Origin of the sequence: Streptomyces katrae, assembly GCF_000717655.1 — a bacterium.
GTDB classification, from domain to species: Bacteria; Actinomycetota; Actinomycetes; order Streptomycetales; family Streptomycetaceae; genus Streptomyces; species Streptomyces katrae_B.
Genome location: NZ_JNZY01000024.1, coordinates 116,579 through 143,408 on the forward strand (window position 1 = coordinate 116,579; position 26,830 = coordinate 143,408).

Annotated in this window: 25 protein-coding genes and 1 pseudogene; 17 read left to right on the top strand and 9 right to left on the bottom strand. The window is 71.0% G+C overall.

What is annotated here, in order from left to right:
• Positions 1-73 precede the first annotated feature (73 nt).
• From IF09_RS0126395 to IF09_RS0126405, 3 genes are read left to right on the top strand one after another with little or no spacing between them, the layout of a single operon-like run.
• Entirely contained in the window at positions 74-790 is a 717-nt protein-coding gene (locus IF09_RS0126395) for a response regulator transcription factor (RefSeq protein ID WP_030299737.1), read from the top strand.
• Positions 783-1,862 (top strand): sensor histidine kinase, encoded by a 1,080-nt coding sequence (locus IF09_RS0126400; RefSeq protein WP_030299738.1) that lies wholly within the window; start codon positions 783-785, stop codon positions 1,860-1,862. Before IF09_RS0126395 ends, IF09_RS0126400 begins: the two co-directional genes overlap by 8 nt.
• Entirely contained in the window at positions 1,859-2,125 is a 267-nt protein-coding gene (locus tag IF09_RS0126405; RefSeq protein WP_030299739.1) for a hypothetical protein, read from the top strand. Before IF09_RS0126400 ends, IF09_RS0126405 begins: the two co-directional genes overlap by 4 nt.
• Positions 2,126-2,153: 28 nt before the next feature.
• Here IF09_RS0126405 and IF09_RS0126410 read toward each other — a convergent pair whose 3' ends face one another.
• Positions 2,154-2,525 carry a winged helix-turn-helix transcriptional regulator gene (locus IF09_RS0126410; protein ID WP_030299740.1) on the bottom strand — a complete coding sequence of 124 codons (372 nt, stop codon included), beginning with the start codon at positions 2,523-2,525 and terminating at the stop codon, positions 2,154-2,156.
• A 92-nt stretch (positions 2,526-2,617) separates the two neighbouring features.
• On the opposite strand from IF09_RS0126410, the gene IF09_RS0126415 reads away from it, so the two are divergent.
• From IF09_RS0126415 to IF09_RS43480, 3 genes are all read left to right on the top strand, one after another.
• A complete protein-coding gene (locus tag IF09_RS0126415) occupies positions 2,618-3,457 on the top strand; it encodes an SDR family oxidoreductase (RefSeq protein ID WP_030299741.1) in 840 nt (279 codons plus the stop codon).
• A 113-nt stretch (positions 3,458-3,570) separates the two neighbouring features.
• Positions 3,571-6,048 (top strand): SpoIIE family protein phosphatase, encoded by a 2,478-nt coding sequence (locus IF09_RS0126420; RefSeq protein WP_030299742.1) that lies wholly within the window; start codon positions 3,571-3,573, stop codon positions 6,046-6,048.
• Positions 6,049-6,078: 30 nt separating this feature from the next.
• On the top strand, positions 6,079-6,624 hold the full coding sequence (locus tag IF09_RS43480) for a hypothetical protein (protein ID WP_234321156.1): 546 nt from the start codon (positions 6,079-6,081) through the stop codon (positions 6,622-6,624).
• A gap of 45 nt (positions 6,625-6,669) precedes the next feature.
• Here the strand turns inward: IF09_RS43480 and IF09_RS0126425 are convergent, their stop codons facing one another.
• Positions 6,670-7,272 (bottom strand): TIGR03086 family metal-binding protein, encoded by a 603-nt coding sequence (locus IF09_RS0126425; RefSeq protein ID WP_030299743.1) that lies wholly within the window; start codon positions 7,270-7,272, stop codon positions 6,670-6,672.
• Between the two features lie 298 nt (positions 7,273-7,570).
• On the opposite strand from IF09_RS0126425, the gene IF09_RS0126430 reads away from it, so the two are divergent.
• Both IF09_RS0126430 and IF09_RS0126435 read left to right on the top strand, forming a co-directional pair.
• The gene (locus tag IF09_RS0126430; protein ID WP_030299744.1) at positions 7,571-8,098 is read left to right on the top strand and encodes a hypothetical protein; all 528 of its coding nucleotides are present in this window, start codon (positions 7,571-7,573) and stop codon (positions 8,096-8,098) included.
• A 352-nt stretch (positions 8,099-8,450) separates the two neighbouring features.
• On the top strand, positions 8,451-9,146 hold the full coding sequence (locus IF09_RS0126435) for a DUF1062 domain-containing protein (RefSeq protein ID WP_030299745.1): 696 nt from the start codon (positions 8,451-8,453) through the stop codon (positions 9,144-9,146).
• A gap of 111 nt (positions 9,147-9,257) precedes the next feature.
• On the opposite strand, the gene IF09_RS0126440 is transcribed toward IF09_RS0126435, so the two are convergent.
• The 4 genes from IF09_RS0126440 to IF09_RS0126455 all read right to left on the bottom strand — a co-directional run bounded on the left by IF09_RS0126440 (position 9,258) and on the right by IF09_RS0126455 (position 14,376).
• Positions 9,258-10,379 carry a nucleotide disphospho-sugar-binding domain-containing protein gene (locus IF09_RS0126440; protein WP_030299746.1) on the bottom strand — a complete coding sequence of 374 codons (1,122 nt, stop codon included), beginning with the start codon at positions 10,377-10,379 and terminating at the stop codon, positions 9,258-9,260.
• Positions 10,380-10,599: 220 nt separating this feature from the next.
• The gene (locus tag IF09_RS0126445) at positions 10,600-11,649 is read right to left on the bottom strand and encodes a helix-turn-helix domain-containing protein (protein ID WP_030299747.1); all 1,050 of its coding nucleotides are present in this window, start codon (positions 11,647-11,649) and stop codon (positions 10,600-10,602) included.
• A 194-nt stretch (positions 11,650-11,843) separates the two neighbouring features.
• Positions 11,844-13,913: a phosphocholine-specific phospholipase C gene (locus tag IF09_RS0126450; RefSeq protein ID WP_030299748.1), complete on the bottom strand. Its 2,070-nt coding sequence runs from the start codon at positions 13,911-13,913 to the stop codon at positions 11,844-11,846.
• A 259-nt stretch (positions 13,914-14,172) separates the two neighbouring features.
• Positions 14,173-14,376: a cold-shock protein gene (locus tag IF09_RS0126455; RefSeq protein WP_030299749.1), complete on the bottom strand. Its 204-nt coding sequence runs from the start codon at positions 14,374-14,376 to the stop codon at positions 14,173-14,175.
• A gap of 510 nt (positions 14,377-14,886) precedes the next feature.
• On the opposite strand from IF09_RS0126455, the gene IF09_RS45860 reads away from it, so the two are divergent.
• Positions 14,887-15,549, top strand: coding sequence for a hypothetical protein (locus IF09_RS45860; RefSeq protein WP_158710059.1), 663 nt, complete (start codon positions 14,887-14,889; stop codon positions 15,547-15,549).
• 1 nt (position 15,550) lies between these two features.
• Positions 15,551-15,796, top strand: a pseudogene (locus tag IF09_RS48575) (Imm50 family immunity protein); the annotation flags it as partial.
• A 184-nt stretch (positions 15,797-15,980) separates the two neighbouring features.
• Here the strand turns inward: IF09_RS48575 and IF09_RS0126470 are convergent.
• Positions 15,981-16,820, bottom strand: a complete 840-nt coding sequence (locus IF09_RS0126470; RefSeq protein WP_030299751.1) for a class II glutamine amidotransferase — start codon at positions 16,818-16,820, stop codon at positions 15,981-15,983.
• Positions 16,821-17,074: 254 nt separating this feature from the next.
• On the opposite strand from IF09_RS0126470, the gene IF09_RS0126475 reads away from it, so the two are divergent.
• From IF09_RS0126475 to IF09_RS0126485, 3 genes are all read left to right on the top strand, one after another.
• The gene (locus IF09_RS0126475) at positions 17,075-18,046 is read left to right on the top strand and encodes a hypothetical protein (RefSeq protein WP_051832914.1); all 972 of its coding nucleotides are present in this window, start codon (positions 17,075-17,077) and stop codon (positions 18,044-18,046) included.
• A gap of 88 nt (positions 18,047-18,134) precedes the next feature.
• Positions 18,135-18,719, top strand: coding sequence for a TetR/AcrR family transcriptional regulator (locus IF09_RS0126480; RefSeq protein ID WP_030299753.1), 585 nt, complete (start codon positions 18,135-18,137; stop codon positions 18,717-18,719).
• 160 nt (positions 18,720-18,879) lie between these two features.
• Positions 18,880-19,638 carry an SDR family NAD(P)-dependent oxidoreductase gene (locus IF09_RS0126485; protein WP_030299754.1) on the top strand — a complete coding sequence of 253 codons (759 nt, stop codon included), beginning with the start codon at positions 18,880-18,882 and terminating at the stop codon, positions 19,636-19,638.
• Positions 19,639-19,720: 82 nt separating this feature from the next.
• Here IF09_RS0126485 and IF09_RS0126490 read toward each other — a convergent pair whose 3' ends face one another.
• Positions 19,721-20,263, bottom strand: coding sequence for an FABP family protein (locus IF09_RS0126490; RefSeq protein WP_030299755.1), 543 nt, complete (start codon positions 20,261-20,263; stop codon positions 19,721-19,723).
• Positions 20,264-21,420: 1,157 nt separating this feature from the next.
• Between IF09_RS0126490 and IF09_RS0126495 the strand changes: the two genes are divergently transcribed.
• The 4 genes from IF09_RS0126495 to IF09_RS0126515 all read left to right on the top strand — a co-directional run bounded on the left by IF09_RS0126495 (position 21,421) and on the right by IF09_RS0126515 (position 25,695).
• Positions 21,421-22,098, top strand: a complete 678-nt coding sequence (locus IF09_RS0126495) for a macro domain-containing protein (RefSeq protein WP_030299756.1) — start codon at positions 21,421-21,423, stop codon at positions 22,096-22,098.
• Between the two features lie 73 nt (positions 22,099-22,171).
• Positions 22,172-23,791: an ADP-ribosyltransferase domain-containing protein gene (locus tag IF09_RS0126500; RefSeq protein WP_030299757.1), complete on the top strand. Its 1,620-nt coding sequence runs from the start codon at positions 22,172-22,174 to the stop codon at positions 23,789-23,791.
• Between the two features lie 353 nt (positions 23,792-24,144).
• Entirely contained in the window at positions 24,145-24,408 is a 264-nt protein-coding gene (locus tag IF09_RS0126510) for a hypothetical protein (protein WP_158710061.1), read from the top strand.
• Positions 24,409-24,579: 171 nt separating this feature from the next.
• Positions 24,580-25,695 carry an MBL fold metallo-hydrolase gene (locus IF09_RS0126515; RefSeq protein WP_051832916.1) on the top strand — a complete coding sequence of 372 codons (1,116 nt, stop codon included), beginning with the start codon at positions 24,580-24,582 and terminating at the stop codon, positions 25,693-25,695.
• A 39-nt stretch (positions 25,696-25,734) separates the two neighbouring features.
• Here the strand turns inward: IF09_RS0126515 and IF09_RS0126520 are convergent, their stop codons facing one another.
• A complete protein-coding gene (locus tag IF09_RS0126520) occupies positions 25,735-26,781 on the bottom strand; it encodes a trypsin-like serine peptidase (protein WP_030299761.1) in 1,047 nt (348 codons plus the stop codon).
• Between the last annotated feature and the right edge of the window lie 49 nt (positions 26,782-26,830).

Here is a 26,830-nt window from a genome sequence, read left to right on the forward strand (position 1 = left end):
TGTCCGGTGTGCCCCGTATTTGCACATGTCTCTGCATACGTCGGCGATATGTTCTGCTGCTTAGGCTTCGGACATGCGCGTACTGATCGTGGAGGACGAGCCCTACCTGGCCGAAGGCGTCCGTGACGGCCTGCGGCTTGAGGCGATCGCCGCCGACATCGCCGGCGACGGCGACTCCGCCCTGGAACTGCTCAGCGTCCACTCCTACGACCTCGCGGTCCTCGACCGCGACATCCCCGGTCCCTCCGGCGACGAGGTCGCCCGGCGCATCGTCGCCTCCGGCAGCGGCATCCCGATCCTCATGCTCACCGCTGCCGACCGGATCGACGACAAGGCTTCCGGGTTCGGACTCGGCGCCGACGACTACCTCACCAAACCGTTCGAGCTGCGGGAACTCGTCCTGCGGCTGAGGGCGCTGGACCGCAGGCGCGCGTACGCCCGGCCCCCGGTCAGCGAGATCGCGGGCCTGCGGCTCGACCCCTTCCGCCGGGAGGTCTTCCGCGAGGGACGCTACGTCGCGCTCACCCGCAAACAGTTCGCCGTGCTGGAAGTCCTCGTCGCCGCCGAGGGCGGGGTCGTCAGCGCCGAAGAGCTGCTGGAACGGGCCTGGGACGAGAACGCCGACCCCCTCACCAACGCCGTACGCATCACCGTCTCCGCACTGCGCAAGCGGCTCGGCGAACCATGGATCATCGCCACGGTGCCCGGCGTCGGCTACCGGATCGACACCGGTACGGACACCACCGCCCCCGGCAAGGACGACTTCGGCCCCGGCAGTACGCATGCATAGACGCCCAGGGCTCAGCGCCCGTCTGAAACTCACCCTCAGCTACGCCGGATTCCTCGCCGTCGCCGGGGCTCTCCTGCTGACCGTGGTGTGGGTGTTCCTGCTGCGCTACGTACCCGACAACTCTCAGGGCCTTCTCGGTATCTCGCCCAACCGCTACCTCCTCGTGCACACCTTCGCCCCCGCCGCGGCCGTGGCGATGGCCTTCCTGCTCGTGTTCGGCCTCGTCGGAGGATGGATCCTCGCCGGCCGGATGCTCGCCCCCCTCACACAGATCACGGACGCGGCACGGAGGGCGGAGAACGGGTCGCTGTCCCACCGGATCCGTATGAAGGGCCGCCAAGACGAATTCCGTACACTCTCCGACGCGTTCGACTCGATGCTCCGACAACTCGAGTCCCACGTCGCCGAGCAGCAGAGGTTCGCCGCCAACGCCTCCCACGAGCTGCGCACGCCGCTGGCCATCTCGCGTACGCTCCTCGACGTCGCCCGCAAGGACCCCGCGCGGGACCGGGACGAACTCATCGAACGCCTGCACGCTGTCAATGCGCGGGCGATCGACCTCACCGAGGCCCTCCTGCTGCTCAGCCGAGGCGACAGCGGAAACTTCACCCGCGAGAGCGTCGACCTCTCCCTCCTCGCCGAAGAAGCCGCCGAAACTCTGCTTCCCTTCGCCGAACGGCGGCGGATCACGCTCGACGTCACCGGTGGGGCGGCGCGGACCAGCGGCTCCGCGGAGCTCCTGCTGCGGATGGTGACGAACCTCGTCCAGAACGCCGTCGTCCACAACCTCCCCGCCGGCGGCACCGTGACCGTCCATACCGAGGCGCAGGGCGACACGAGCGTGCTGCGGGTCGAGAACACCGGCAGTCGGCTCCCGCCGGAACTGGTACCGACCCTCACCGAACCCTTCCAGCGCGGGACGGAACGCGTACGCACCGACGAGCACGCCGGAGTCGGCCTCGGCCTGGCCATCGTGCACAGCGTCGTCCGCGCCCACGACGGAACCCTCGACCTCGTCCCCCGCCCCGCCGGCGGTCTGCTCGTCACGGTCCGGCTGCCCGGCACGCCGTGACTTCGCCCCCGAGCGGAGCTGACGCCGCGAGCGCGCCGACCCGCGACGGCGTCGCGCTGGCCCGGCTCGACGAGCAGCGGGGCGAGCGCACCGAGTGGGTCTTCGACCGCTCGACGTACGGCTACCTCGGCGGCCGGGGCGTGCAGGTCAGGGGGCACGACGGGATCAAGGCGAGCACGGTCATCGAGCGCACGGCGGTGTTGGAGCGGGCCGCGGTGGACGCGCAGAAGAAGCGGCCCGGGGCAACGCAGGGCACCGTCTGACGCGCCGGCGCCGACGGCAACCGCCCCGTTATCCCGCGCTGCGGGGCGGCAGCCGCCGCGTGATCCGGTCGAACAGCTCTGTCAGCGGTTCGCTGATGTCCCGGCCGAACTCGGTCAGTCCGTACGTGACCCGGGGCGGTGTCGTCGGTTCGACCTCCCGCCAGACCAGGCCGTCCTGAACCAGCGAGCGCAGGGTCTGGGCGAGCATCTTCTCGCTGATGCCCCGGATGCTCTCGCGCAGCTCGTAGAACCTGAGGTCGTTGCTCCGCAAGGAGATCAACACCCAGATGCCCCATCTGCTGGTCACATGGTCGACCACATCGCGCGCGGGGCAGTCGGTGTGAAACACCTCATACCGCCGGGCCGCCTCGGGTCGTGTGAGCTGCGCGCCTTCCTCCATGTGATGAGCTTACCTCCAGGTATGTCCTTACCAAAAGTTAGCCCCTCTCCTAGCGTCAACGCCCACGGAGCACATCGGGCGAGGAGCTGATCATGATCGTGGTGACCGGGGCTACCGGGAATGTGGGGCGGCCGCTGACGCGGGCGCTGGCCGAGGCGGGCCGACGGGTGACGGCGGTGTCGCGGCACGCGGCGGCCGTGCCGGACGGTGTCCGCCACGTGGCGGCAGACCTGGCCGAGCCGGCCGGCCTCGAGCCCGCGCTGGCCGGGGCGAAGGCGCTGTTTCTGCTGCTGTCCGGCGGCTTGCACGCCGCAGGAGCCAGCCCGGCCGACGTCATCCGCCAAGCCGCGGCCGGCGGGGTCCGCCGGGTCGTACTGCTCTCCTCGCAGGGCGTGGCCACCAGACCCTTCGGCCCGACGCGGATCGCGCTGCGCGCGGTGGAGGACGTACTGCGGGAGTCCGGCCTGGACTGGGCCGTCCTGCGGCCGGGAGGCTTCGCCTCCAACGCCCTGTGGTGGGCCGAGTCCGTCCGCGCGCAGAGGGTCGTCGCCGCGCCCTTCGGTGACATCGGGGTACCGGTCATCGACCCGGCGGACATCGCCGAGGTCGCCGCCGCCTGCCTGCTGGATCACCGCCACACCGGCGGTGTGTACGAGCTGACCGGCCCGGAGAGGATCACCCCTCGGCAGCAGGCGGAGGCCATCGCCGCCGCGCTGGGCTCGCCGGTGCGGTTCCACGACCTCACCCGCGACGAGGCCAAGGCAGCCATGGCCCAGAGCATGCCGGTGGAACTCGCCGAGGACACCCTGGACGTCCTCGGCTCCCCGAATCCGGCCGAGCTGCGCGTCAGCCCGGACGTGCAGCGGATCCTCGGCCGCGCGCCGCGCCCCTTCGCGGACTGGGCCGGCCGCAATGTCGCCGCGTTCCGCTGAGACCGGTCATGCCCCCTCTGTCCGCTCCCGACTCGCCCTGAACGTGTAGGGCGCGACAGCATGGAGGGAGGGCGGTCGACCGCGGCTGCTCTCGCAGAAAGGCGTTACAGACCGTGACGAGGCAGCGCTTTGCGTTCTGCGGGGCTGAGCTGGCCGCTGTCTACGTGCTCGCCGACGGCCGCGAGGAACTCCATCTGGCCGAGCTGACCGGAAACCGCGCCATGCTGTACGGCCTGCCGGCGGTCCTCTCCGTGGACGGGCACTCCCCCGCCGCCGAGGCCTACCGCTCGGGCCGCCCGCTGTGGCTGAACCCGAAGGAACTCGCAGCGTACGTCGAGGAGGACCCGCACCACTTCCCCGGCCGGGTACGGGACGACTCCGTCAAGGCGTCTCCGGCCAGGCTCTCGCTCGGCGCCCTGCCGCTCGGGCACGGCTCCCAGGAGCTGGGCTGTCTGATCGTCGCCGGTGACGTCCCCGACGGGTTCAGCAACGACCGCCGGAGCCTGCTGGAGCTGTACGCCGACCAGGTCGCCGCCGGACTCGCATCGGTGGCCGCCCATGCGCCCGGGCGCCCGGCCCCGCGCCGCCCCCTGCGGGGACACACTCTGGTCCCGCTCCGGGGCGGCGCGTTCATCCTGGAACTCGACACCGGCCGCATGGAGGCGCACGCGCGCGTGCTGGAGATGCTCGGCATCCCGCCCGACCAGTTCGACGGCAAGGTGGAGACGCTGCTCGAGAGTGCCGCACCGGACGACGTCCCTGCGCTGATGGCCGTCGTCGAGCCCGACAGGCTGACGTCGGGTCCGCAGCAGCTGGCGTTCCGCATCCGCCGGCCGGGGGGTGAACTGCGCTGGCTGGGCCTGCGGTGCCGGGTGATCACCGACGACGACGGCACCCCCGTACGGGTCCTCGGCGTGGTGGCCGACGCCTCCTACCTGCGCCCCAGCGCCGACGAAGTCTCCATCGTGCAGCGGCTGTCCGCCCAGCTGGCCGGCGCGACGACCATCAGGGACGTCAGCCAAATAGTGGTCAACTCCCTGCGCGGGCCGCTGGACGCGAGCCGGGTGGCGGTCGCGGAACTGGAGGCCGACCGGCTCGTGGTCACCGTCCTCGATCCTCCCGACCCGCAGGCATGGCCGGACATGTGGCGTTCGGAATGGCGGTCCGAGTGGCCGGACGCCTCGATGCACGACCTGCCCACGCTGCAGAGCGTGCTGCGGGAGGGCCATGTGAGCCTGTGGCCGCCGGGTGCGGACCTCGAACCCGCGCTCGCGGGGATCGGGCCCGGCGGGCTCGCGGTCCTGCCGCTGCCGGCGGACGGCCGGATGGTCGGGGTCTGCCTCGTGGGGTGGGACGGGCAGCACCGGTTCGGACCGGAGGAGCGGTCCCTGCTCACCGCCACCGCGGGGCTGGTGGGGCAGGCGCTGACGCGCGCGCACGCGCTGGACGCCGGCCATGAACTCGCCACCATGCTCCAGCGCAGCCTGCTGCCGCGCAAACTCCCTTCGTTGCCCGGCGGGGTGGCCGTCGCCCGGTATCTCCCCGCGACCGTGGGGCTCGAGGTGGGCGGCGACTGGTACGACGTGATCCCGCTCGGCGACGGCCACGTGGCGCTCGTCATCGGCGATGTGCAGGGGCACAGCGCCGGGGCTGCGACCATCATGGGCCAGATGCGGACCGCCGTGCGGGCCTACGCAGTGGAGCGCCACCCGCCCGATGTGGTCATCGCCCGGGCCAACCGGCTGCTCGTCGGCATGGAGACGGATCTGTTCGCCACCTGTCTGTACGTGGACCTGGACATGGAGGAGGGCATCGCCTGGTTCGTCCGCGCCGGCCACCCGCAGCCGATCCTGCGCAACCCGGACGGCACTACCGCGGAGATGACGGTCGAAGGAGGACCGCCGATGGGAGTGGTCACGGACACCGCATTCCCCATGACGGAGGTCGGCTTGGTCCCGGGGGCCGTGCTCGCCCTGCTGACGGACGGCATGGTCGAGTCGTCCAACGTCCGTCTGGAGGACGGCATGCGCCGGGTGTGCGAGGCGCTGGCCATGGCGGACCCGGCCGACCCGGGGATGATGGCCGACGAACTGCTCGCGGGGGTCAACCGGCGGGACGACGACGTGGCGCTGCTGCTCCTGCGCTACGACGGCACCCGCGCCCGGCCGACGCGGACCAACTGGACCGTCTGGCGGCTCCCCAACGCCGTCCAGCACGCTCGCCGTTTCGCCGCGCGCACGCTGCGCTCGTGGGGCGTGGAGGAGGAACTCGACGTCGCCCTGCTGGTGGTCTCCGAGCTGGTCACCAATGCGATCGCCCATACGCAGGGAGAGGTGCAGCTGGATCTCACGCTGTCCGCGGACCGGCTGCGGATCGCCGTGAACGACACCTCGCCCCGCAGCCCGGTCAAGCCGGCGAGCGTGGACTGGTCGGCGACGGGTGGCCGCGGAATCCTCATCGTCGAGGCGACGACGGCGTCGTGGGGCTCGGTACCGCTCAGCGGCGGAAAGCAGGTGTGGGCGGAGGTGCCGCTGGCCACCACCGGAGCGGCTCGCCCAGCGCGCGCGGCGGCTCCGCCCGGGGTCAGGTGACGCTCGCCGATCGGAATCATCTGCACCCAATTGGGCGAAAAGGCCAGGGAAACGCTGCTCGTCGCGCCTCAGGACGAGCGATGGTCTCTACAGACAAGGCGGCTCGAGAAGAGGAATGAGACATTGCATCTGACGCGTACCGGAACGGTCCTGGGCGCAGCCGCGCTGACCGTGCTGACGATCCCGGCCAACGCTCACGCTGCGGCAATCGCTTGCGGCGGAGGCACCTCGACCGGCCGAGTGGCGGTCAACGGCTGCATCAGTGCCCAGCGGGGATCTGCCGGCCGGTTCCCCACTCGAGACATCACGGCGTACATCAAGGCGCGTAACACTGGAGCAAAGGGGCTGAACGTCTCCTATGAGGCGTTCTTCCGTGTCGTCGATGGCGGCCACTGGGAGAAAGTGGGCAGCGGCCGTGCCTACGTCCGGGCCGGCGAGGCCATCGGCCCTGTCGAAGTGGGAAGCACGACCCGGGTGTGCGGCCCCGTGAAGGTCGAGATCCGCGTACATGCCCGCGCCGACGGCGCTGCCTGGAGCGGCTGGTCTCCCGCAGCCACGAAGCAATGCCAGAGCTGAGAGCGGGGCGTTCTGTGCCCCGGCGGGGCCGGGGCACGGAGAAGGTCACGGGAACGTCGGCGGCGTCCAGCCCCGATCACGCCCGCTGAGCCCGACCGCCCGGTCCAGCAGCGGGGCGTCGTCCGGTACGGGCACGATCGGCCCGAAGATGCCGTCGCCACGGTCCCCGTCTTCTGCAGCCGCCAGCAGGAACGCATGCGAGGCGCGCAGCGCGGCCTGATCGGGTACGTACTCCTGCCCGGTGGCCCGAGCCAGGTCCCATCCGTGCAGCACCAGTTCGTCGACAGCCACCACGCCGGCGATTTCGCCGGGCAGGTCCACGCCGCCCGCGCGGGTCATGCCGCTCCAGGCCGCCGGATCCTGCCAGGCTTCGGCCAGTTCGCCGAGCGCTCTGGGCAGGCCCTCCCGCCAGCCGGCGGGCAGGGAGAGCGCGGCTGAGCCGGGGGCCGTGTCCGTCGTGGGGCCCAGGTCCTTGCGGGCGGCGTCGCGGAAAGCGACGGCGAGGCCCGCGAGGTGACCCAGCAGGTCACTGACCGCATAGTCGGGACAGGGCGTCCGGTCGGCGAGCGCGGCGTCCGGGACGGCCGCCGCGAGACGGGCCACGATCCGGGTCTGTGGTCCGAGGTCGATGGTCCTCGTATCGGTCATCTGCCACTCCTCCCGGACGATGGATCTGAAGGGTAGACCGGCGCCAGAGCCCGTACTCATCGCCACGCGCGCCGATCGGGTGCCTGCCGAAGTCCGGCATAGCGTTCACCACCAACCCATTGCAACAATCCGAGCGGTCATTGTTGCATTAGATTCAAGGTAATTGCAACGATTTTCCTCAATCTACCTGCCATAATGCCGATCCTGCGCAACAAATCTGTTGCTCGAACCATGAATGCAACGTAGCGTTTCTCACATGAGAAACAACGGGCCGAAGGCTTCTCAGGGGGGTCGGATCATGGAGACAGCGCAGAGCGAGCAGCCGTCGGCGCCCGGCGCCGTCACCGCCTTCGCCCGCTTCGCGCTGTGTGGCGGCGGAGTGGGGCTCGCCTCCAGCTTCGCCGTGGCGGCCCTCGCCGTCTGGATTCCCTGGGGCCTGGCGAACGCCCTGGTCACGGCGGTTTCCACGCTCCTCACCACCGAGCTGCACGCCCGGTTCTCCTTCGGCGCAGGCGGGCGCGCGACCTGGCGCCAGCATGCCCAGTCGGCCGGGTCCGCGGCAGCCGCCTATGCGGTGACCTGCCTGGCGATGCTCGTCCTGCACCAACTGGCGGCGTCACCCGGCGCGGTGCTCGAGCAGGTCGTCTATCTGTCCGCCTCGGCAATCGCCGGTGCCGCGCGGTTCGCGGTGCTGCGCCTCGTCGTCTTCGCACGGAACCGCTCGCAGGCCGCGGCCACGGTCCGCACCGCCCGTCCCGTACGGGCGACCGCGCCCCGCGCCGCAGCACCGTCCGGCGTCGCAGCAGGGCTCTGCCGCGCCGCCTGACCGGCACGCCGGCGGCATGCCAAGTTCCGCCGACGCGCCAGGAGATGGCCGCCGGCTTCGGCTGGGTGGCGGCCGGCCGTCGGGCGGCGACTTTGCATCAGGCGGGCGAAGCACCGCATCCACGATCCAGCGGAAAAGGAGTTGCCCGCGGGCCGTGGCCTCGATCATGCTCGCCCGCATGGACCTGTAACGGCTGCCACGTGGCAACAGCCAACCTGTCGCGCGATCGACCTCGGAGCCTGACGACTCGGCCCCGAGGTGATGAGTCGCGCTCTCGTGTGCATCCGTCAGATCCAGGAGCCGCGGCCCGGCCTGCGAGAGCTCCTGCTGAGTCCTGAAAGCAACCACATCCATGAATACCGACCGCAAGGCCCTGTGGGCCGTGCGTCAGTCCGCCCTGCCCAGCGTCGTACGACCCTGCCCGGACTGCTCCGGCACGCGTCACCGGCCCTCGGGCAAGATCCGCGTCAACGCGAACGGCAAGCTCCTCGACGTCTGGCTGCTCCTGAACTGTGCAGCGTGCGACCGGACCTCGAAGGTGCCCGTCCACGAACGCGTCCACGTCTCGTCGCTGGATCCCGCGCGCCGGATGGCGTACGAGACCAACGATGCGGCCGTAGTGCGGGAGTTGACGATGAGTGCGTCGCTCGCCGCGAAGAACGGATACCTCCTCGACTGGACCGGTACCTGGGACCTGGAGACCCGCACGCCCCTCTACGCACTCGACGACCCGGCACCGCTCAAGGTGGTGGTCAGCTTCGAGCTGCCCGTGCCGGTCCGCGTCGAACGACTGCTCGTCGTCGGGCTCGGTCTCAGCCGCACCGAGATACGGCGCAGGGCCGGGGACGGGCGTATCCACCTGCCGCTGGCGCTGAATGCCAAGAGGCGCCAGGACTTCGAGCTCACCCTCCACGGACCCGGCTCCGTCGACACCGCGAAACACTCGCAGCCCCTCGGCGCTCGGACCGGCCTGCACACCGGCCTGAGCCACATCGGGTTGCAGGACCCGCCGCAGCGATTGCCGCGCTCGGCGATGCCTCGAGCGTAAGAGGGGAACAGCGGGGCCTCTTGGCCGGCCCGTTGGCGTACACAGCCTTCGAGGTGCAGCTGCCAAGAGGCCCTGCTCTGTGCGTGGCCCCGTCCGAGTCTTCCTCGACCCCTACGAGGCGGCCAGGGCCTCCAGGGCGGGCACGGTTTCGGCCGGGGTCGGCAGGGCGGCGTTCTCCGCCTGGAGGCGGGCGGCGGCCTCGCGCAGGGACGGGTCGGTGATCAGACGGGTGAGGAGCGCGGCGTCGACGTCCTCGGAGGCGGAGCGCAGGGCGGCGCCGGTCGCGGTGAGGGCGTCGGCGTTGATGAAGTGGTCGGCGCCCTGCGGGAGCAGGAGCTGGGGCAGGCCGGCCTGCAGGGCGGTGAGCAGGGTGCCGGAGCCGCCGTGGTGGATCAGCGCGTCGGAGGCGGTCAGCAGCTCGGCCAGCGGAACCCAGGGCAGCGCACGAACGTTGTCCGGGAGGGTGCCGAGCGGGGTGAGGTCAGCGTCGCCGACGGCGAGCAGGAACTCGGCGTCCACCGAGGCGGCGGCCTCGATCAGGCGGACGATGGCGCGGACGCCGTCCATCTCGGTGAGCACGGTGCCCAGGGTGACGGCGATACGCGGGCGGTTGCCGCGGCGGAGCAGCTCGGCAGGGACGGTGCCGCCGCCGTTGTAGGGGATGTAGCGCATCCGCAGGCCGCCCGGGTCGCCGCCGAGCGAGGAGGGGACGATGTCCAGCGCGGTGGGCTCGGCGGGACCGGCCACCCGGTACGTCTCGTACGCCTCGGTGAAGTTGGCGGCGATCCGGCGGACCATGTCGAGGCCTGAGGTGACGCCGAAGTTCTGGATCACCGACGGTATCTTGAGCTTGGCCGCGACCAACGGGGCGGAGGCCTGGAAGGAGTCGTAGACCAGCAAGTCGGCGCCCCAGCTGTCGGCGACCTCCAGCAGGCCCTCCACGGTGGGGCGGGAGATCATCGCGAACCCGCGGGCCGCCCTGTCGAGGATCTCGTCCGAGGACAATTCGGGAGCGACGTAGCGCACCTCCTCGTCGGCGGACTGCTCGATCATGTCCCGGATGGTACGTCCGTCACCGATCTCGACGATCGGAAAACCTGCCTCGCGGAGCCGGTTCAGCGGCTGCGAGCTCGCGAACAGCACCTCGTGGCCGGCGGCGCGCAGTGCCTGTGCCGTCGGGATCATCGGGAAGAGGTGGCCGGCCGCGGCCGGGCCGGTGAAGAGTATGCGCACGGTTTCTCCTTGCCAGTGGTCTACCGGTCCAGGACGAGTCGTGCGGGCTCGCCCCTGTTCGCTTCGGTGAACTGACGGGAAGGCGCGTTGTGTTCCCCACCGAGGATCGATAACCGGACATTCTGCAACGCGCCGTCCGGACACGACACGATGTGCCCCTCGGGACAGCGGTGACCGCCGTATCCGCGTCGTCCTCAACGAGCGGCTGTGACCGGCACTTTCACAGCGACGCCTCGTCATCGAGCAGCCGCCGGGCGGCGAGGGCGAGGCCGGCCCGCGCCAGCCCCGCGGGGCCGCTGAGGTCGATGGCGAGCGCCTTGCCGATCTGTTCGATCCGGCGCGCGACGCTGCTGTGGTGCAGGTGGAGCACGTCGGCAGCCCGGCGCAGCGACCCGGCGGCGCAGTAGGCGTCCAGCGTCTCCAGGTCCTCGGGGTTTCCGGCCACGCGGGCGAGCGCGGCGACATCGGGGTTCTCACGCAAAGCCGCCCGGGGTACCTCGGCGAGGAGGGCCAGCGCGCCCAGGTCGGCGTAGTGGACGACGGGTTCGCGCGGTGTGGCGAAGCGCAGGGCGGTGCGGGCCTCCCGCCACGACCGGTCGGGGCTCTCGGCGGCGCCGATCCCCGCGCGCACGCCCGCCGGGAGCCGGTCCCGGTCGACGGCGGCGGCCAGCACGACCCCTACGCCGCCGATCTGCGCCGCCTTCACCGGGCGGCCCGGGCAGACGAGCCCGCCCACCTGGTCGAGCGGCAGCCGCGGTGAACGTACGGCGAGGACACGGACCGGCAGACCGGCGGTGAAACCCAGGAGCCGCAGCGCCCGGGCCCTGGCCGCCTCGTCACCGTCGGCGCTGATCGCCAGTTCGACGAGCGCGGGGTCCGCCATCGTGGTCCGGGCCGGACCGTACCGTTCGACGGCCGCCGCGACGGCGAGGGCGAGCCGGTCCAGCAGCACCTCGTCGAGCGGGTTGGCCGGGCCGGGCCGCTCCAGCCACACCGTGCCGATCTCCTCCTCGTCCAGGAGGACCGCCGCCGTGCCGGACGGACTCGTGGGCGGGGCGAAGGCCCCGGTGCCGTCGGGCGCGACGCGGATCGCCCGCTCCGTGCCGTGGAGCCGTATCCCGGCAACGCACTCGGCCAGGCCCGCCGAGGCGCGGGCCAGCGCCGGCAGGTCCACCCGCCGGCGCATCAGCGTGTCGTAGAACGCGACGATGCGGAGTGCGCCGTCGACGTACGGATCAAGTCCCGAGAGCCGTACGGCCAGTGCCTCCATGGCAGAAGCATAGGAGGGCGGGCGGCGGGAGACCCCGGCCCGCTCGGCCCGCTCTCGACGGAGCCCTCTCGACGCCGTACCGCCAGGCACTCTGCGACACCGGCAAGGCCCCGCAGGGACCGGCGGCCGCCCCGTCGCCGGCCCACCCGGCCGTGGCCCCGCTCCGCGGAGGGTTCCGCGGATCGGGGCTCGGGTCAGGAGGACTGGTCCGTCAGGATCGCCGGGTCCGAGAGGCCGGCTGCGCCCGTTTCGACCTTGCCGGCGAACCGGCGCCGGAAGTCGGGGACTTCGGATGCGGTGACCGTGACGTCGTACCAGCGTCGCGTGTTCTTCAGGGGCACGGTGTACGTGACGGTGGCGCCCTTGGCGACCGTGAGGCGCTTCGGCCCTCCGCCGTACGCGTTGGTGACCGTGAGCGTCGCGGTCGAGGCTCCGGCGTTGGTGAGGGTGATGTCCAGGTTGCCCGTGGCGGCGTTGTGGCGGGCGGTGACCTCGGGCCCGGGGGTGGTGCCGGGGTTGCGGAAGCCGCGGAGGAAGCCGTTGGGGCCGTGGACGGTCAGGTCGGTGACACCGGCCGAGTAGCGGGTGTTCCAGGCGTCCGCGATCGACTTGCCGGCCTCGGTGGTGTACGTCCAGGGTGCGTCGGTCCGGTTGGCGGAGGTGACGTAGAACTGCGCGCCCAGGTCCGGGCCGCCGCTGAACGTCAGCCGGAACTTGCCCTCGTCGGTGAGTGCGGTGCCGTCCACGTACGGGGCGTACTTCAGCGGACGGGTGGGGCACAGGCCCCTCTCCTGGCGCGGCATGGTCGCCACGGCCGGTGGGGTGGCCCGGAAGTCGGGGTGGCGCTCGCGGTCCTGAGGTTCCCAGCGGCCGGTGTCGGGCAGCCGGACCGTACCGGTGTCCGTACGGGCGAAGTCGAAGGCGGAGGTCAAGTCACCGCAGACGGCTCGGCGCCAGGGCGAGATGTTGGGCTCCTGCACACCGAAGCGCTTCTCCATGAATCGGATGACGGAGGTGTGGTCGAAGGTCTCGGAGCAGGAGTACCCGCCGGTACTCCACGGCGAGACCACGAGCATGGGCACGCGCGGGCCCAGACCGTACGGACCGGCGACGTAGCCGGCCTTGCCGGGGAAGACGTCGAGCGCGGTCGGCACGGTCGACAGGCCCTGGTTGGCGTCCGCGGGGGCGTACGGCGGGACGACGTGGTCGAAGAAGCCGTCGTTCTCGTCGTAGGTGATGAACAGCGCGGTACGGGCCCACACGTCGGGGTTGGACGTCAGCGCGTCCAGCACCTGCGCGATGTACCAGGCGCCGAAGTTGGCCGGCCAGTTCGAGTGCTCGCTGAACGCCTCGGGGGCGGCGATCCAGGAGATCTGCGGCAGGGTCCCGGCGGTGACGTCGGCGCGCAGCTTGTCGAAGAAGCCCTCGCCGGTCCTGGCGTCGGTGCCGGTGCGGGCCTTGTCGTACAGCGGGTTGCCGGGCTGCGCGTTGCGGTAGTTGTTGAAGTAGAGCAGCGAGTTGTCGCCGTAGTTGCCGCGGAAGGCGTCGTTGATCCAGCCCCAGGAACCGGCGGCGTCGAGGCCGTTGCCGATGTCCTGGTAGACCTTCCAGGAGATGCCGGCCGCCTCGAGGCGCTCGGGGTAGGTGGTCCAGCCGTAGCCGGCCTCGGCGTTGTCGAGGACCGGGCCGCCTCCCTTGCCGTCGTTGCCGGTGTGGCCCGACCAGAGGTAGTAGCGGTTGGGGTCGGTCGAGCCGATGAACGAGCAGTGGTAGGCGTCGCAGATGGTGAACGCGTCGGCGAGCGCGTAGTGGAACGGAATGTCCTCGCGCGTCAGGTGGGCCATGGTGGCCGGCGTCTTGGCGGGCACCCAGTTGTCGTACTTGCCTTTGTTGAAGGCGCTCTGGCCGCCCGCCCAGTCGTGGTTGAGGCCTTGGAGGTACTCCATGCCGAGGTCGTCGGACGACGGCCGGAACGGCAGCGTCTCCTTGCCCGCGTTGTCGGTCTGGTGCCAGACGGACTTGCCGCTCGGCAGAGTCACCGGACGCGGGTCACCGAAGCCACGGACCCCGCGCAGCGCACCGAAGTAGTGGTCGAAGGAACGATTCTCCTGCATCAGGACCACGATGTGCTCGACATCGGCGATGGTGCCGGTCGTCCCCTGCGCGGGGATCGAGGCGGCGCGCGCGATGCTCTCGTTGAGCAGGGTCAGGGCGGCGGCGCCGCCGGTGAGCTGGAGGAAGCGGCGGCGGTTCAGTTCTGCCATGGCGAGAGGGACCTCTGCTTTGATCGGCGAGTGCTTGAGCGCCCCCAGAACAGCCTGCCCGGGGTACCGGAGAGGGAGCCTGACGTGACGGCGGCGAATACACCAGGCGAACGGCAGCCGGATTCCGCAGGAGTTCGGCCGTTCTCCGTCGCCGATGGGTGTGGCGCCTCGACGGGCGGCTCCGCGCCGGCCCCCCCGAAGCCACCGCGCCCCCGGAGCGCATGCTCCGGGGGCGGGAAGTGGATCCGGGCTTCGCGGATCAGGCAGCGGTGATGTTCTCCGCCTGCGGGCCCTTCTGGCCCTGCGTGATGTCGAAGGTCACGGCCTGACCCTCCTGGAGCTCACGGTAGCCGCTGGAGTTGATGTTGGAGTAGTGCGCGAAGACGTCGGGGCCGCCGCCGTCCTGCGCGATGAAGCCGAAGCCCTTTTCGGAGTTGAACCACTTCACGGTTCCGCTGGCCATGGTCTTGCCCTCTCAGTCGATGTCGGGTCCGCACCGCGCGGCCCCGGAGGTGATCGCCCTGGTCCGGCACTGCACAGCAAAACGCCCACGCCAGGGCGCGGGCAGGGACTGCGAACCACGACAGCTGCCGCTGACGCTACACGCAGGAGCGCCCCGTCACCAGAGAGCGACGATCACTCGTTGCCGTGAACGGCGACAACGGCCGTCCACCGGCCGGGGACCGGGGCTCCGAGCGCTGATATATCCGGACAACTCCAATGATCCTCATTCCATACCGCCCTGACGCCCACTCGACCACGTCTCGAGAGGGCGGCCCCCGCCCAGCCAGACCGGGCCTCCACCGCCCGGCACATCACCCGCCTGCGCTCCCTGGTCCGCGGCGGCCACATCGAGGTCCACGACGAACCACCTCTTGGCCCGGATGGGTCCCGACGGCCGGTTCGAGCGCGGCGGAGGGACCACTCTCCTGGCCGACGGCAACCCCGACGACGGGGATCTCGGAAGCATCCGGTGAGAGGGGCGGGGCCTCAGGGTGACGGCTGGGGCGAGCGCGTCAAGGGCACCCTCAGCGACACGGGGGCCCGCCCACGGGTCGGTGATCACACCTACGGACTGTTCGGCGTCGACTGGCGTCGAATACCCGTGGAGACGTGGCTCCAACGCTTCATATCCGCCACCGACCCGCCTGTGCCGACCGCCGGGCCATCGCCCTTCTCGCGTACCGCGTTCGACCAGGCCGTACGTGAAGCGCTGGCGCACTGGCGCGACGCCGGCGCCTTCGCCGCCTGCGCCCTGCTGCGCACCCGTCTCGTGGCTGACTTCGACGACCCTGTCAGGGAGCTGCGTGCCCTGCTGCGCAGGGCCGTCGACGACCTCGCCCGTGACCCGCGCGGAGTGCGCGCCCGCGAGGCCCTCACGGCCGGCTACTTCTCCGGCGCGCCCACCCAGGAGGCCGCCGCCCGCCGCCTCGGCCTTCCGTACGGCACGTACCGTCGCCACCTGCGTCAGGGCCTGGACCATGCTGGGCACCGCCGTCGGCGCCCTCGGCGGAGCCGCCGCGCTGCTCCCGGCCAGGGTGACAGCGGCTCGCGGTCCTTCACCCGTCCGCTCGAAACCCGCCTCTACCCGACGCTTCCTCCGGCCTACGTCAACACCTTCTACGAGCGTGTGTGAGATGACTGCTTCGAGCGACTGGCCGGAACTGCGGGACCTGTACGGCGCATCGGCGGCGCCCGACCTGGACACCTGCCACTTCTTCCATGTCCACATCGACGAGCGCGGCACCTCGGTGACCTTCGGCTTCGAGACGCCGCAGCTGCCGGAACACCCCAAGCCGGAGTGGACCGCGTCGGCATACAACACCCTGCGCTTCTGGGTCGAGTTCACCGGGGTGACCGGCCTGCGGGTGTCGGGCATCCTGGCGGAAGCGAAGCGGGCCGTGCGCATCACCAACGGCGGTGGGCCGGATCCGGATCGCCTCGAGGTGTCCGTGACCAGTGAGACGCGCTCGATCGCCTTCTCTGCCACAAGCATCACGAGTCACGCACACACGTGTCTGTCTGAAGGGATCGATCTGAAGGGGGATCGCCGTAGCGGGCGGTGCTTCACATGGCCAACGGGGCGAACGGGCTCAGTTCGTCCCCTCCCGCCCGCACCACTCCGTAGCAGTGTTCGGGTACCTCGTTCCAGGCCCCCGGCAGGTCACCCAGCGGCTCGGACACGATGAGGCGGGTCTCGTCCGACAAGCCGTGCAGGAGGGGCATGTCGGGGTGCAGCGCGCGCAGCGATTCGACCTTGGTGCTGTAGAAGAGCGACCGGGCGATGCCCTCACTGGCGTAACGGAAGGCCCAGACCGCCGAGCCGTCGGTCACAGCGACCGTCATCTGCAGGGGCGCAGCGATGCCGTGTTCGTGGCCGACGCGCTCCACCAGGCCCGCCATCCGGGCCACCGCGCCCGGGGGGTCGGTGTCCAGCCCGAAGGTCAGTGCGAGGAAGAACATGACCTCCGAGTCCGTGGACCCCTCGAGGTCGGCGTACAGCTCGGGGTCCACCGCCATGCAGAGTTCCCTGCGCAGCGTGTGGAATTCGGCGATGGAGCCGTTGTGCATCCACATCCAGCGGCCGTGGCGGAAGGGGTGGCAGTTCGTCTGTTGCACCGGCGTGCCCGTCGAGGCTCGTATGTGAGCAAAGAGCAGTCCGGACCTGACGTGCTGCGCGATCTCACGCAGGTTGCGGTTGCTCCACACCGGGCCGATGTCACGTACCACCGCGGGGACGGGGTTGTCCGAGTTCTCCGCGTACCAGCCGATGCCGAATCCGTCACCGTTGGTCGTCTCGACACCGAGGCGGGAGTGGAGGCCCTGATCGATCAGGGAGTGTGCGGGCTTGTACAGGATCGTTTCAAGGACGAGCGGGGTTCCCGAATACGCGAGCCACCGACACATGGTTGATCCCCTTCCCGGGTGAGCGCGTGCAGGAAGCCACGATTCCGCCGAGCACGCGGTCTACGGTCTGCCCCCTGACCGGCCCGACGGCTTTCGGGGCCGGCCGCCAGGGCCCCGAGGGTCTCCAAGTCCGTCATTTCGATCACTTCGAGCATACGAGCCTCACCGGCTCGCCGCATCACTCGTCGGCGGCGGCCCCCTCCAGGACCAATTGGTACCATTCATTCAACATTGCAATGTTTTCTGGAGGTCGCGTGGTGCATGCCTCCGTACACGTCCGGCGACTGTCCGCCACTGCGTCCGTCTGCGGAGTGTGTCTGCTCCTGCTGCCGCCCGGTCCGGCGCAGGCGTTCTCCGGCGGCAATCACGAGAAGATCACTCGCGCCGCCCTGACATGGGAGCCCGGGTCGTTGACGGCGATGGCCGACTCGCGCGCCGGGGCGATCGTGGCCGACGACCAGGGCGACTACTTCAAGCTCGGCATCCTGCACTGCGACAACGCCGACTTCCTCGCCCCGCGCTTCACGCCCGCGTACCCCCGCACCCGCGACGAGGCGAACGCCGAGCTGCTCGCCTGCATCCGCGGCTCCGTCGCCCGCCTGCGCGCTGCCGTCCGATACGCCGACGGACTGGTCGACTCCCAGGGCAGGGTCATCGCGCGCCAGAGCGATCTGGGCTCGCCCTGCACATGGAGCGAGAGCGCGGGACGCGCCAAGTGCAACGTCCTCGAACAGCTCGGCCGCGGCTGGCATCCGATCGAGGACTTCTACTCGCACAGCAACTGGTCCGACAAGGCCGACGCGGGCCCAGTCGGCACGGACAACCCACCCGGGCTGAACCGCTCGGGCATCGCGCCGTTCCTGGACATCCGCCGCTACAGCTCCATGAAAGACGCCGACTGGACCAAGGAAGCCGCCGGCCTGATTCCCGAGGACCTGGCCACCGGCTGCTACCCGGACTTCGAGTCGACGGGCGTCAAGACCGCCGACTGCACCGGACGCATCGAGCACAACCGCGCCCTCAACAAGGACACCGAAGCCGCCCGGCGCTCGGGCAACGGCAACTTTCAGCGGGCCACCGAGCTGGCTGCACAGGACATCGCCCGCCAGTGGAAGGACTTCACGGCGGAGCTGATCGCCACCTACCCCGACAATGGCCGCGGCGCGCAGATGATCTGCGCGCTCACCCACGACACTCCTGCAGTCAGCTGTCCGAGAGGGCGCTGAGTTCTGCGCGAACCCACTCGGGTCTCAGGAGCCTTCACTGGGAAGAAGTTTTTGACCGATCGTTCCAGATACCTTTATGATCTTGTTCATGGCCAGGACCAAGGAATTCGATCCGGACGCCGCGCTCCAGTCGGCCCTCGAGCTGTTCTGGCGGCGCGGCTACGAAGCGACGTCGATGGCGGACCTCGTCGAGCACCTCGGCATCGGCCGGGCGAGCATCTACGCAACGTTCGGCAGCAAGCACGAGCTCTACCTCAAGGCGCTGGACCGGTACGCGCAGTCCGCCGACCCGCGGCTCTTCGCCGACCTGTCGGGGCCGGGACCGGCCCTGCCGGCGGTGCGGGCCGTGGTGCGCCGCTTCGCCGCCGAGGCCGCATCGCCGCAGGAGCGGCTGAACGGCTGCTTCGTCACCAACACCGCCGCCGAACTGGGCGCTCGCGACTCCGCGGCGGCCCGCCGGGTGGAGTCGAGCTGGGACCGGCTGGAGACGCTGCTGCACGCGGCGTTCGTCCGGGCGCAGGCGCAGGGCGAACTGCCGCCGGAGCGCGATCCGCGCGCTCTGGCGCGGATGCTGCTGGTCCTGCTGCAGGGGGTGCGGGTCGTCGGGAAGGCCTCGGCCGACCCGGCCCGCGTACGGGACGCGGCCGAGCAGGCGCTGTCCCTGCTGGACTGAACCGAACCGGTCCGCACCGAGCCGATCCGATCCGCACTGACCGCGATGCCCGCGGAGGAGCCGCCCGGCTCCTTTTCGCGTGCCCAAAAAATGGAACGATCGGTCAAATATCAAGGGGGAGAACATGGGGATCGCTGAACCCGTACAAGGAGCCACCGCAATGACCCGCTTCACCAACTCGTCCGTCCTCGTCACGGGCGCCGGATCCGGCCTCGGCCGGGCCATCGCCCTCGCCTTCGCCGCCGAAGGCGCACGAGTCGTCGCCGCAGGCCGGACCGCGGCCTCGCTCGACGAGACCGTACGCCTCGTCCGGGCGGCCGGCGGTACGGCCGAGGCGGTCACCGCCGACGTCACCGACTCCGCCCAACTGGCCGCGCTCGTCCGGAAGACCGTCGCACTCTTCGGAACGCTCGACGTCGCCGTCAACAACGCGGGGATACTCCGCGGCACGGTGCCCGCCGGCGACATCGCCGAGGAGGACTGGGACGCCGTACTGCGGACCAACGTCACCGGCGTCTACCTGGCCATGAAGCACGAGATCGCCCACATGCGGGAGAACGGCGGCGGTGCCATCGTCAACATCTCCTCGAACCTGGGCGCCCACTCCCGCATCCCGAACGCCGCCGCGTACATCACCTCCAAGGCCGCAGTCTCGGCGCTGACCCGCGCAGCCGCCCTGGACCACGTCCGCGACGGCGTGCGCATCAACGCGGTCAGCCCGGGAGCCTCCGCCGCGCCCATGTCCCTGCGGGCGGGCGAGACGGAGGCCGACCGCGCCGAGCGGGTCAAGGACGAGAACCCGCTCGGCCGCGTCGCGGAGGCAGAGGAAGTGGCGGCCGCGGTCCTCTACCTCGCCTCCTCCGCGGCGGGCTCCGTGGTCGGCCACGACCTGGTCGTCGACAGCGGCTCCTCCGCCTGACCGCCCGGCACCGGCCCCGTCGCGCGTCCGTCCCGGCGCTGCCCGGCGGGCGCGGGGCCGGCTCCGGCCGTCTCCCGGGCCGTCAGGAAGATCGGCGCCGCAGCCGCGTGGTCAGGTGGTGCTGGAGCGGCTGGCCCACGGCCGCCATGTCGTGCACCACCGTCAGCAGGTCGCCGTCGAGGCTGTAGCGGCGCCGCGTCCCGGTGACCTCCTTGGCCATCGGGGTGAGCGCCACGTCCTTCGTCCCGATCTCGATCTCCGTACCGGCCACCGTGCCGACGTACGTCTCGACGATCCCGGTGGCGTGGGCGAGGACGACCTCCAGGTCCGCGTCCGGCGTCACCCGCCACCAGCCGGCCTCCCGTCCGGCAGGCCGGACGGGAGCCCCGGACTCGTCGACCAGCCAGGCGCGTGCCTCGTAGCGCAGGAAGGGGCGCCCGTCGTGGCTGAAGACGACCTCCTGCGCGTAGCGGAAGTCCCGTTCCAGCGTGGGGTACTGACCCTGGCCCCGACCGTGCCAGCGGCCCACCAGCCCCAGCACCGGCTGCAGCAGCGGGTGCGGCTCGGGGCCTTCGCCGAGGGTGTGGGTGTCGGGGTACGGATTCTCCTGCACCGGATCGAACATGGTCACCTTGTCTGTGTCGGCGAAACGGAGGCGGCGTACAGCGCGGGCCGTCCATTCCGGATCCTGCCCACCCGGCTGCCCCCGGGAGACGCCCCTGGCCATCGCCGCCCGGCACCCTACCTCGCTGCGTACAGACCGTCGCTGCGTACAGACCGCCGTCCCGGTCGCTCTCGCCCCCCTACGCGCTGGAAGGCGATCAAATTGTTCACGACGAAGATCTGGATCAAGGACGCCCAGAGGAATCCCCCCACCGTGAGTTTCCTCGAAGCCGTGAAGGTGAGTTCGCGCATGCCGTCCCGTGGTGCGGAAGCTCTGACGCGGCCGGCATTCACCCGTCGAGCAGCCCGGCCGGGCGGGGCTTGCCGCGGTCGCCATCGTTGCCCCTGACCGGACGGAGGCTCGCCCGGGCCACGGCGCTCGGGACGACCATCCCGGGCGCGTGGCTGCGCCTCGCGGCGCGCTGCCCTGGTACCCCTGGTACCCCTGGTACTGCGATACCCGACACCACGACCTCCTGTAGCGCAGTACGCGGGAATGCATCACCGTGCTCCGGATGAAAGCGGCGACCGATGCCCTGTCAGGGACTTCCGGGATCACCCCCGGCGCTGGTGTCTTTCGCCGGCAGACACTAGTGCGGTATTCATTCCGTGCCCGTCGGCGCCCACGAAGGGGGGCCGTACGAGCGAACGGAATACCCCCGGCCGGCCCTCTTCACCGCGGCGCTCCGGCGAGGGCGGCGGCGGGGTCCGGCGAAGCCTCTCTCCGGCTCGCCGCGAACGATCGACTCCTGTTTCCGAGTACCGGGGTGCCGCTCTAGCCGGTGACGCCGGCGCTCTTTGCCCTCAGCTGCCCATGGGTCGTCTGGTCCAGCCTGTCCCACGCCGGATGGGGAACAATCACCGGCGCCGCGGTGCTCCTTGCTGGCACGCCGTCGCTGTTCCTCGAACCCGCTCGCTCATCTTGAGGTTTCCGGGGAACGGGGAGTCGTCTCCCCTCGTACGAGTGCATCAGCCACCACCGACGAAGAACTCTCGGTCCAAGACCGCCTCTCGGGTCGTCGTCCCGGGCGTCATCGTCCCGTTCGTGCAGGGGTGTTGTCAGTGGTGGCCGATAGCTTCGGGGGTGTTGGAAGGGCCGTTTCCCGACAGGAGTGGACGATGACCGAGAACCGTGTGGAGCCCGTGCTCAGGGTGGTGCTGACCGATGTCAACGAGCGTGTGGTGGAGGCGTGGCGGGCGGCGTTCGCGGACACCCCCGGGATCGAGATCCGCAGGGGCTCGATCCTCGACGAGGACGTCGACGCGTGGGTCACCCCGACCAACTCCCGGGGCCGGATGGACGGCGGGGTCGACGCCGTCATCAAGCGGCACCTCGGAGCCGGCATCCAGCTGCGCGTGCAGCGGGCGATCCGCGACCGGTTCGCCGGGACCCTCCCGGTGGGCAGCGCCGTGTGCGTCCCGTCCGGTGCGACCGTCCCGCGGTACCTGATATCGACGCCGACGATGGTGCAGTCCTCGCAGAACGTGAAGGACACGCTCAACGTGGCCCTGGCGTGCGCCGCAGCGTTCCAGGCCGTGCACCGGCAGAACCGTCAGGTGCCGGGCAGCATCCGCTCGGTGGCGCTGGTCGGAATGGGCGCGCAGACCGGCCGGGTGCCGGCCCGGGTGTGCGCCAATCTGATGTGGACCGGCTACACGCTCTTCCACGACCACTGCTTCGAGGACGACGACCAGCTGCGCGCCACGATCACCGCGCAGCTCGACGGCATCGAGAACGCACCGGTCACGGAGCGGGTGCGCATCGTGCCGCCGAAAGGGCATTCCTTTCGCCGCTGATCCCGCGCACACCGCCGCTCAGCCCGCCGGCCACCTCCATCCGTCAGATACGACAACCGGGAGCCCTTCCCCCATGACCGACGCCACCACCCCCGCGGCCCAGCCCGATGCCAACGACCCGCTGGGCCTCACCGAACTCTTCAAGGGTGGCGGTGAAGCCTGGCTTCCGTTCCTGAAGCCCGTCATCGAAGCGCAGCCGGATGCGGCCCGCTTCATCGGCCAGGGCCGCAGCCCGGAGGTCGTCCCGGTCCGCGAGCTGACCTTCCAGGCGCTCAAGCCGAACCCGCCGCACAAGTGGAAGGTCGTCGTCTTCGGCCAGAACCCGTACCCGCGGCCGGAGAGCGCCACCGGGATAGCCATGTTCGACAACACCTTCAACGACTGGAAGGACAGCCAGTTCGGCAGGGTCGTCAGCATCCGCTGCATCATCAAGGCGGCCGCGATGTGGAAGTACGGCATCGCCAAGAAGACGCCCATAGCCGACGTCCGCGCCCTGTTGAAGGAGCGGGACACGGTCCAGCCGCCGGAGTGGTTCCAGGCGATGCTCACGCAGGGCGTGCTGCTGCTGAACGCCTCGCTGACGGCCAGCGGCGACGGAGCGATGGGGGCCGACCGGCACACGGCGTTCTGGCGGCCCGTTGCCGAACGGATCGTCGAGGAGATCCTCAAGGCCAAACAGGACGCCGACGAGGAGGATCGCGGGGTCGTGTTCGCCTGGTGGGGGGCCCACGCCCGCAGCCTGAAGAAGGTCGTCCTGCGCCTCCAGAAGAAGTACCCGGACGTCGAGGTCCGGCACATCGATCACCCCAACCCGGCGGCCCAGGGCGACGTCTTCTGCGAGGGCGACCACTTCGCCACGGTGAACGCGGCTCTCGCGTCGCTGGGCGCCGAGGAGATCGACTGGCTGCCCAGCAAGGGGTGGAACGAGGGTGCGGCGGGGGCCGGCGGTGCGGACGGGGACGTCGCGGCACGCATGGGGGCCTTCATCGCGTCGACCATGGAACTGCACCAGCTGTACCTGGATCGGCTCACCGGCGTAAAGGACGAGGGGCTCGTCCTCCCGGCGATCACCGGTGTGTTCGACACCCCACTGATGGACTTTCAGGAAGCCGTCGCGCCGGTCGCCGAGGTGCTGCCCGGGCTCGGCCGGCAGATCGACCGGTCCCACGAGTTCGGCAAGCGGCGGGCGGACGAGACGGCCGGCAGCATGTCCGCCGACGCCATCGCCGCGCTCTACCTCTACACCTGCGAGTCCGCCTTCTACCGCGAAATCAACGCCGTCCTCCGCTCCCCGGACCGGACCAAGGTCGTGCCCTACCTCGCGTACCTGCGGCTGCTGTTCTCGGCGGTCTCGGGCCTGCCCGCCCACACCCGGCCGCTCTGGCGCGGTGTGTCGCTGGACCTGCGGGCGCAGTATCCGGTCGGGGGGACGGTGACCTGGTGGGGCGTGTCCTCGTGCACCTCCGAGCTGAGCGTGGCCCGGTCCTTCCTGGGCAGCCGCGGCAAGCGGACGCTGTTCGAGGTGACGCCCGCCCGGGCGGTGGGGATCCGGAGCTTCTCCGCGTTCACCGGCGAAGAGGAATACATCCTCGCGCCCGGCACCCAGCTCAAGGTGACGGATGTGAAGACCGAGCGCGGCGGCCTGTGCACGATCAAGCTGGCCGAAGAGGAAGCCGCCCCCCTCGTCTCCTGACGGCCCCACGTACGGACCGGGTCCGGCCGGCCTCGACCGCCGCCTGCGAGGTGGTGCTGGAGCCCCTCGTGGCAGGTAGCGGGGTCGCATCACCAGCTGGATCGAGGCCGAGAAGCCGGCCCCGCCCCAGGGCCCGGACTCACAGCCGGAGCCGGGCCGCTGGCTCGACGATTGCCATGCCTCGGTGCGCAAGTTCGAGGCTGCGGCGCGCCGCCACCGGGGAGGGCCAGGGCCGGGGGGACTGCGGCGCCTGCTCCTGCTGCGCACGCTGCGCGGCCGCCTGGCGAACGCCGTGCGAGCCGTACTGGCTGGCCCTCCTCACGTTCGACGCGTTCCTCACCTGAGGGGTGAGCGTGATCGTCGACGGCCCTCCGGCCTTCTTCGGGACGGACGCGGAATCCCGGTCCGATGGCGTCGACGCGGTCCCGGGCATGGCGGGCTGCTTCCTGCAGGCGGCGGTCGTCCTGTGGGCGTGGACGGTGCACCTGGAAGCGTCGGAACCAGAGGAGGGATATCGCTCGCGGATCGACTCGGCCGCCGGGGCGGCGCGGAAGGAGGGGCGGCAGGGCGCCAGAGCCGGGAAGGCGGACCGGAAATCCGGCGGAGCCGCGGGGTGAGGAGCCCAGTGGGTGCACGCCGCGGGGTGGCGGCCGACGCCGGGTGACACGGCGGCGTCGGCCGGTGCGGCGTACGCTCGTCGGCAGGGGGCTCGTGGCCGACATCGCCGGTGGGCGGCAGGCTCACCGAGGACGAGTCGAGCAGGACCCGACGAGACCGCGGGAGGATCCATGACCGTGACCGCGCTCGGTGACCGGATCGAGATCGACGACAGGACCGTGCTGGTCCTCGGGCAGGAACTGGACCTTGAGCAGGACCAGCCGGACGTCGCCAATGCCCTCGTGCACCGGGTCGGCGACACCCTCGTGCTCGTCGACACCGGGGTCACCCCGGCCTTCCGCACGGCTTTGCGGGAGGCGACGGAGCGGGTCAGGCCCTGGTCCCGGGCCTTGGTGCTGACCACGCACGGCCATCCTGACCACGTCGCCAACAACGACCTGGCCGACGAACTGGGTGTGCCGGTCGAACACTACGTCCCCGCCCTCGACCTCGACCAGATGCGGGCCCCGGCGTCGTACTGGGGCCGGGCCCTCGAGCGCATCGCCGGGGCGGCGGCGCTGCCCGCGCCCGCACTGGCCGCTGACGAGCTGGTGTCGCTCTTCCATCCGATGCGGCCCTTCGGCGCCACGACCCGGACCTACGAGGAACGCCCGATGGAGCGGATCCGGATCGGCTCACTGCGGTTCATCGGCTGGACGTTCGCCGACGGCGCGGTCCGCGTGCTGCGCAGCCAGGGCCACTGCGCCGGGCATGTGATCGTGCACCTGAGGGACTGCGGCGTCCTTCACCTGTCCGACGAGGGCAACGGACCCTGCGGTGCCATGGCCGACGCCGATCAGCTCAAGATCCAGACCACGCTCGGCGCCGTCGCGCTCCTCTTCGAGGAGGGAGAAGCCTCACTCCTCACCGACGGGCACACCTTCGCCGTGCGCCGTGGGGCCGAGGCGGTGCGCTACCTGGACACGCTGCTGGAGCAGGCCACCGCCCTGCAGGCGGCGGCACTCGGTATGACCGGGGAGAACAGGCGGGTCCGGCCGAGCTCCTTCACCGCCCGCTACGGGGAAACCGTCGCTGAGCTGGGAGGCGGCGGCGCCAACCCGAACTCGATGTTCAACACGATGGTGGCGGTCAACCAGCTCCGCGAGCTCGGGCTACGGCCGGAGTCCGACGGCTTCGATGCCCCGTGGTCCCGGCCCGTTCTCGAGAACCCCGAGCCGGACCCCCCGCGGCCGGCCGCGGCTGCCCCCGGCAGTCAGCCGACCAGCACGCTCAGAGGAGCACGGTAAGGGCGGAGGCGACGGCTTGCACCACGCCGTCCAGGCCTCTCATGCTGCCGGGCCGTCCTTCGCGACCGAGGCGTACACGGCTCGGGCCTTTCCGCCCAGTCGAGGCCCCGCCAGCCAGGTGGACGAGGCCGGGCCGATGGAGGTGTTGCTCACGAGGGCGAGGGTGCCGTCGGGACGCTGGGCGAACCAGCCACCACCGGAGGAGCCGCCGGTCATCGTGCAGCCGATGCGGTACAGCGACGGCCGGTCGCGGCGCAGGGACAGCCGTCCGGGGCGGTCCTGGCAGGCGAACATCCGCTGCCCGTCGAAGGGGGCGGCGGCCGGGTAGCCCCAAGCCTTCATCGCCGGGATCGCGGGCGTCGGCGGCGCATCGAACCAGACCGGTACGGCCGCCCCGGTCGCCACCTGGAGCGACGTGCGGGTGTCCTGCCGGGCCACGTGCAGCACCGCGAAGTCGCCGGACGCACCGGCGCCGCCGGTGGCGGCGCCCTCCACGAGCCATTGCTCGGAGGTCCCGGCCCGGTCGGCCCACCACGTGCCCAGGGGAGCAACGTCGGCCGCCCCGGCCGCGCGGCGGGACGCGCCGGTGAGACCCCGGTCGTTGTAGGAGGGGACGAAGACGATGTTTCGGTGCCAGGTGCCGCCCGCGCCGCCGTGGACACAGTGACCCGCCGTCCACACCAGGCTGGAGCGGCCCGGCCGGTCCGGGTCCTCGACGGCGGTGCCGGAGCAGACGCTCGGCCCGTCCGGCCCGTCGAAGAAGACCTTCCCCAGCGCGGGCGCACTCGCGCGGTACGGGGCACGCTCGGCAGCTGCCCGAACAGGGGCCGGTTCGGGGTCGGTCTCCCCCAGGTCGGCACCGAGCCCGTCCGCCACGGGCGTGTCGTATCCGGCGGCTTCGGCCATGCGCTGCGGAGTCCAGAGACCGGGGACGACGGGATTGGAGAAGCCGGGTACGGCCCGCCTGAGCGTATCGACCGGCCCGGAGCAGGCGGTCGTCACGGCGAGGACGGCCAGGGCGATGAGCAGGACGGCCAGGACGCCCGGGCGTACCGCGCCCCAGGGGCGGGTGAAATGCACGTTCATGGTGACGTTCCTCGGGGTGTGGGGCCGCGGCGCCCGGAACTGCCGGGCG

What these genes read in the sequence shown, in the direction of transcription:
- IF09_RS0126395 (WP_030299737.1), top strand. Translation starts at nt 74, where the DNA reads ATGCGCGTACTGATCGTGGAGGACGAGCCCTACCTGGCCGAAGGCGTC.
- IF09_RS0126400 (WP_030299738.1), top strand. Translation starts at nt 783, where the DNA reads ATGCATAGACGCCCAGGGCTCAGCGCCCGTCTGAAACTCACCCTCAGC.
- IF09_RS0126410 (WP_030299740.1), bottom strand. Translation starts at nt 2,525, where the DNA reads ATGGAGGAAGGCGCGCAGCTCACACGACCCGAGGCGGCCCGGCGGTAT.
- IF09_RS0126415 (WP_030299741.1), top strand. Translation starts at nt 2,618, where the DNA reads ATGATCGTGGTGACCGGGGCTACCGGGAATGTGGGGCGGCCGCTGACG.
- IF09_RS0126425 (WP_030299743.1), bottom strand. Translation starts at nt 7,272, where the DNA reads ATGACCGATACGAGGACCATCGACCTCGGACCACAGACCCGGATCGTG.
- IF09_RS0126430 (WP_030299744.1), top strand. Translation starts at nt 7,571, where the DNA reads ATGGAGACAGCGCAGAGCGAGCAGCCGTCGGCGCCCGGCGCCGTCACC.
- IF09_RS0126435 (WP_030299745.1), top strand. Translation starts at nt 8,451, where the DNA reads ATGAATACCGACCGCAAGGCCCTGTGGGCCGTGCGTCAGTCCGCCCTG.
- IF09_RS0126445 (WP_030299747.1), bottom strand. Translation starts at nt 11,649, where the DNA reads ATGGAGGCACTGGCCGTACGGCTCTCGGGACTTGATCCGTACGTCGAC.
- IF09_RS0126450 (WP_030299748.1), bottom strand. Translation starts at nt 13,913, where the DNA reads ATGGCAGAACTGAACCGCCGCCGCTTCCTCCAGCTCACCGGCGGCGCC.
- IF09_RS0126455 (WP_030299749.1), bottom strand. Translation starts at nt 14,376, where the DNA reads ATGGCCAGCGGAACCGTGAAGTGGTTCAACTCCGAAAAGGGCTTCGGC.
- IF09_RS0126470 (WP_030299751.1), bottom strand. Translation starts at nt 16,820, where the DNA reads ATGTGTCGGTGGCTCGCGTATTCGGGAACCCCGCTCGTCCTTGAAACG.
- IF09_RS0126480 (WP_030299753.1), top strand. Translation starts at nt 18,135, where the DNA reads ATGGCCAGGACCAAGGAATTCGATCCGGACGCCGCGCTCCAGTCGGCC.
- IF09_RS0126485 (WP_030299754.1), top strand. Translation starts at nt 18,880, where the DNA reads ATGACCCGCTTCACCAACTCGTCCGTCCTCGTCACGGGCGCCGGATCC.
- IF09_RS0126490 (WP_030299755.1), bottom strand. Translation starts at nt 20,263, where the DNA reads ATGTTCGATCCGGTGCAGGAGAATCCGTACCCCGACACCCACACCCTC.
- IF09_RS0126495 (WP_030299756.1), top strand. Translation starts at nt 21,421, where the DNA reads ATGACCGAGAACCGTGTGGAGCCCGTGCTCAGGGTGGTGCTGACCGAT.
- IF09_RS0126500 (WP_030299757.1), top strand. Translation starts at nt 22,172, where the DNA reads ATGACCGACGCCACCACCCCCGCGGCCCAGCCCGATGCCAACGACCCG.
- IF09_RS0126515 (WP_051832916.1), top strand. Translation starts at nt 24,580, where the DNA reads ATGACCGTGACCGCGCTCGGTGACCGGATCGAGATCGACGACAGGACC.
- IF09_RS0126520 (WP_030299761.1), bottom strand. Translation starts at nt 26,781, where the DNA reads ATGAACGTGCATTTCACCCGCCCCTGGGGCGCGGTACGCCCGGGCGTC.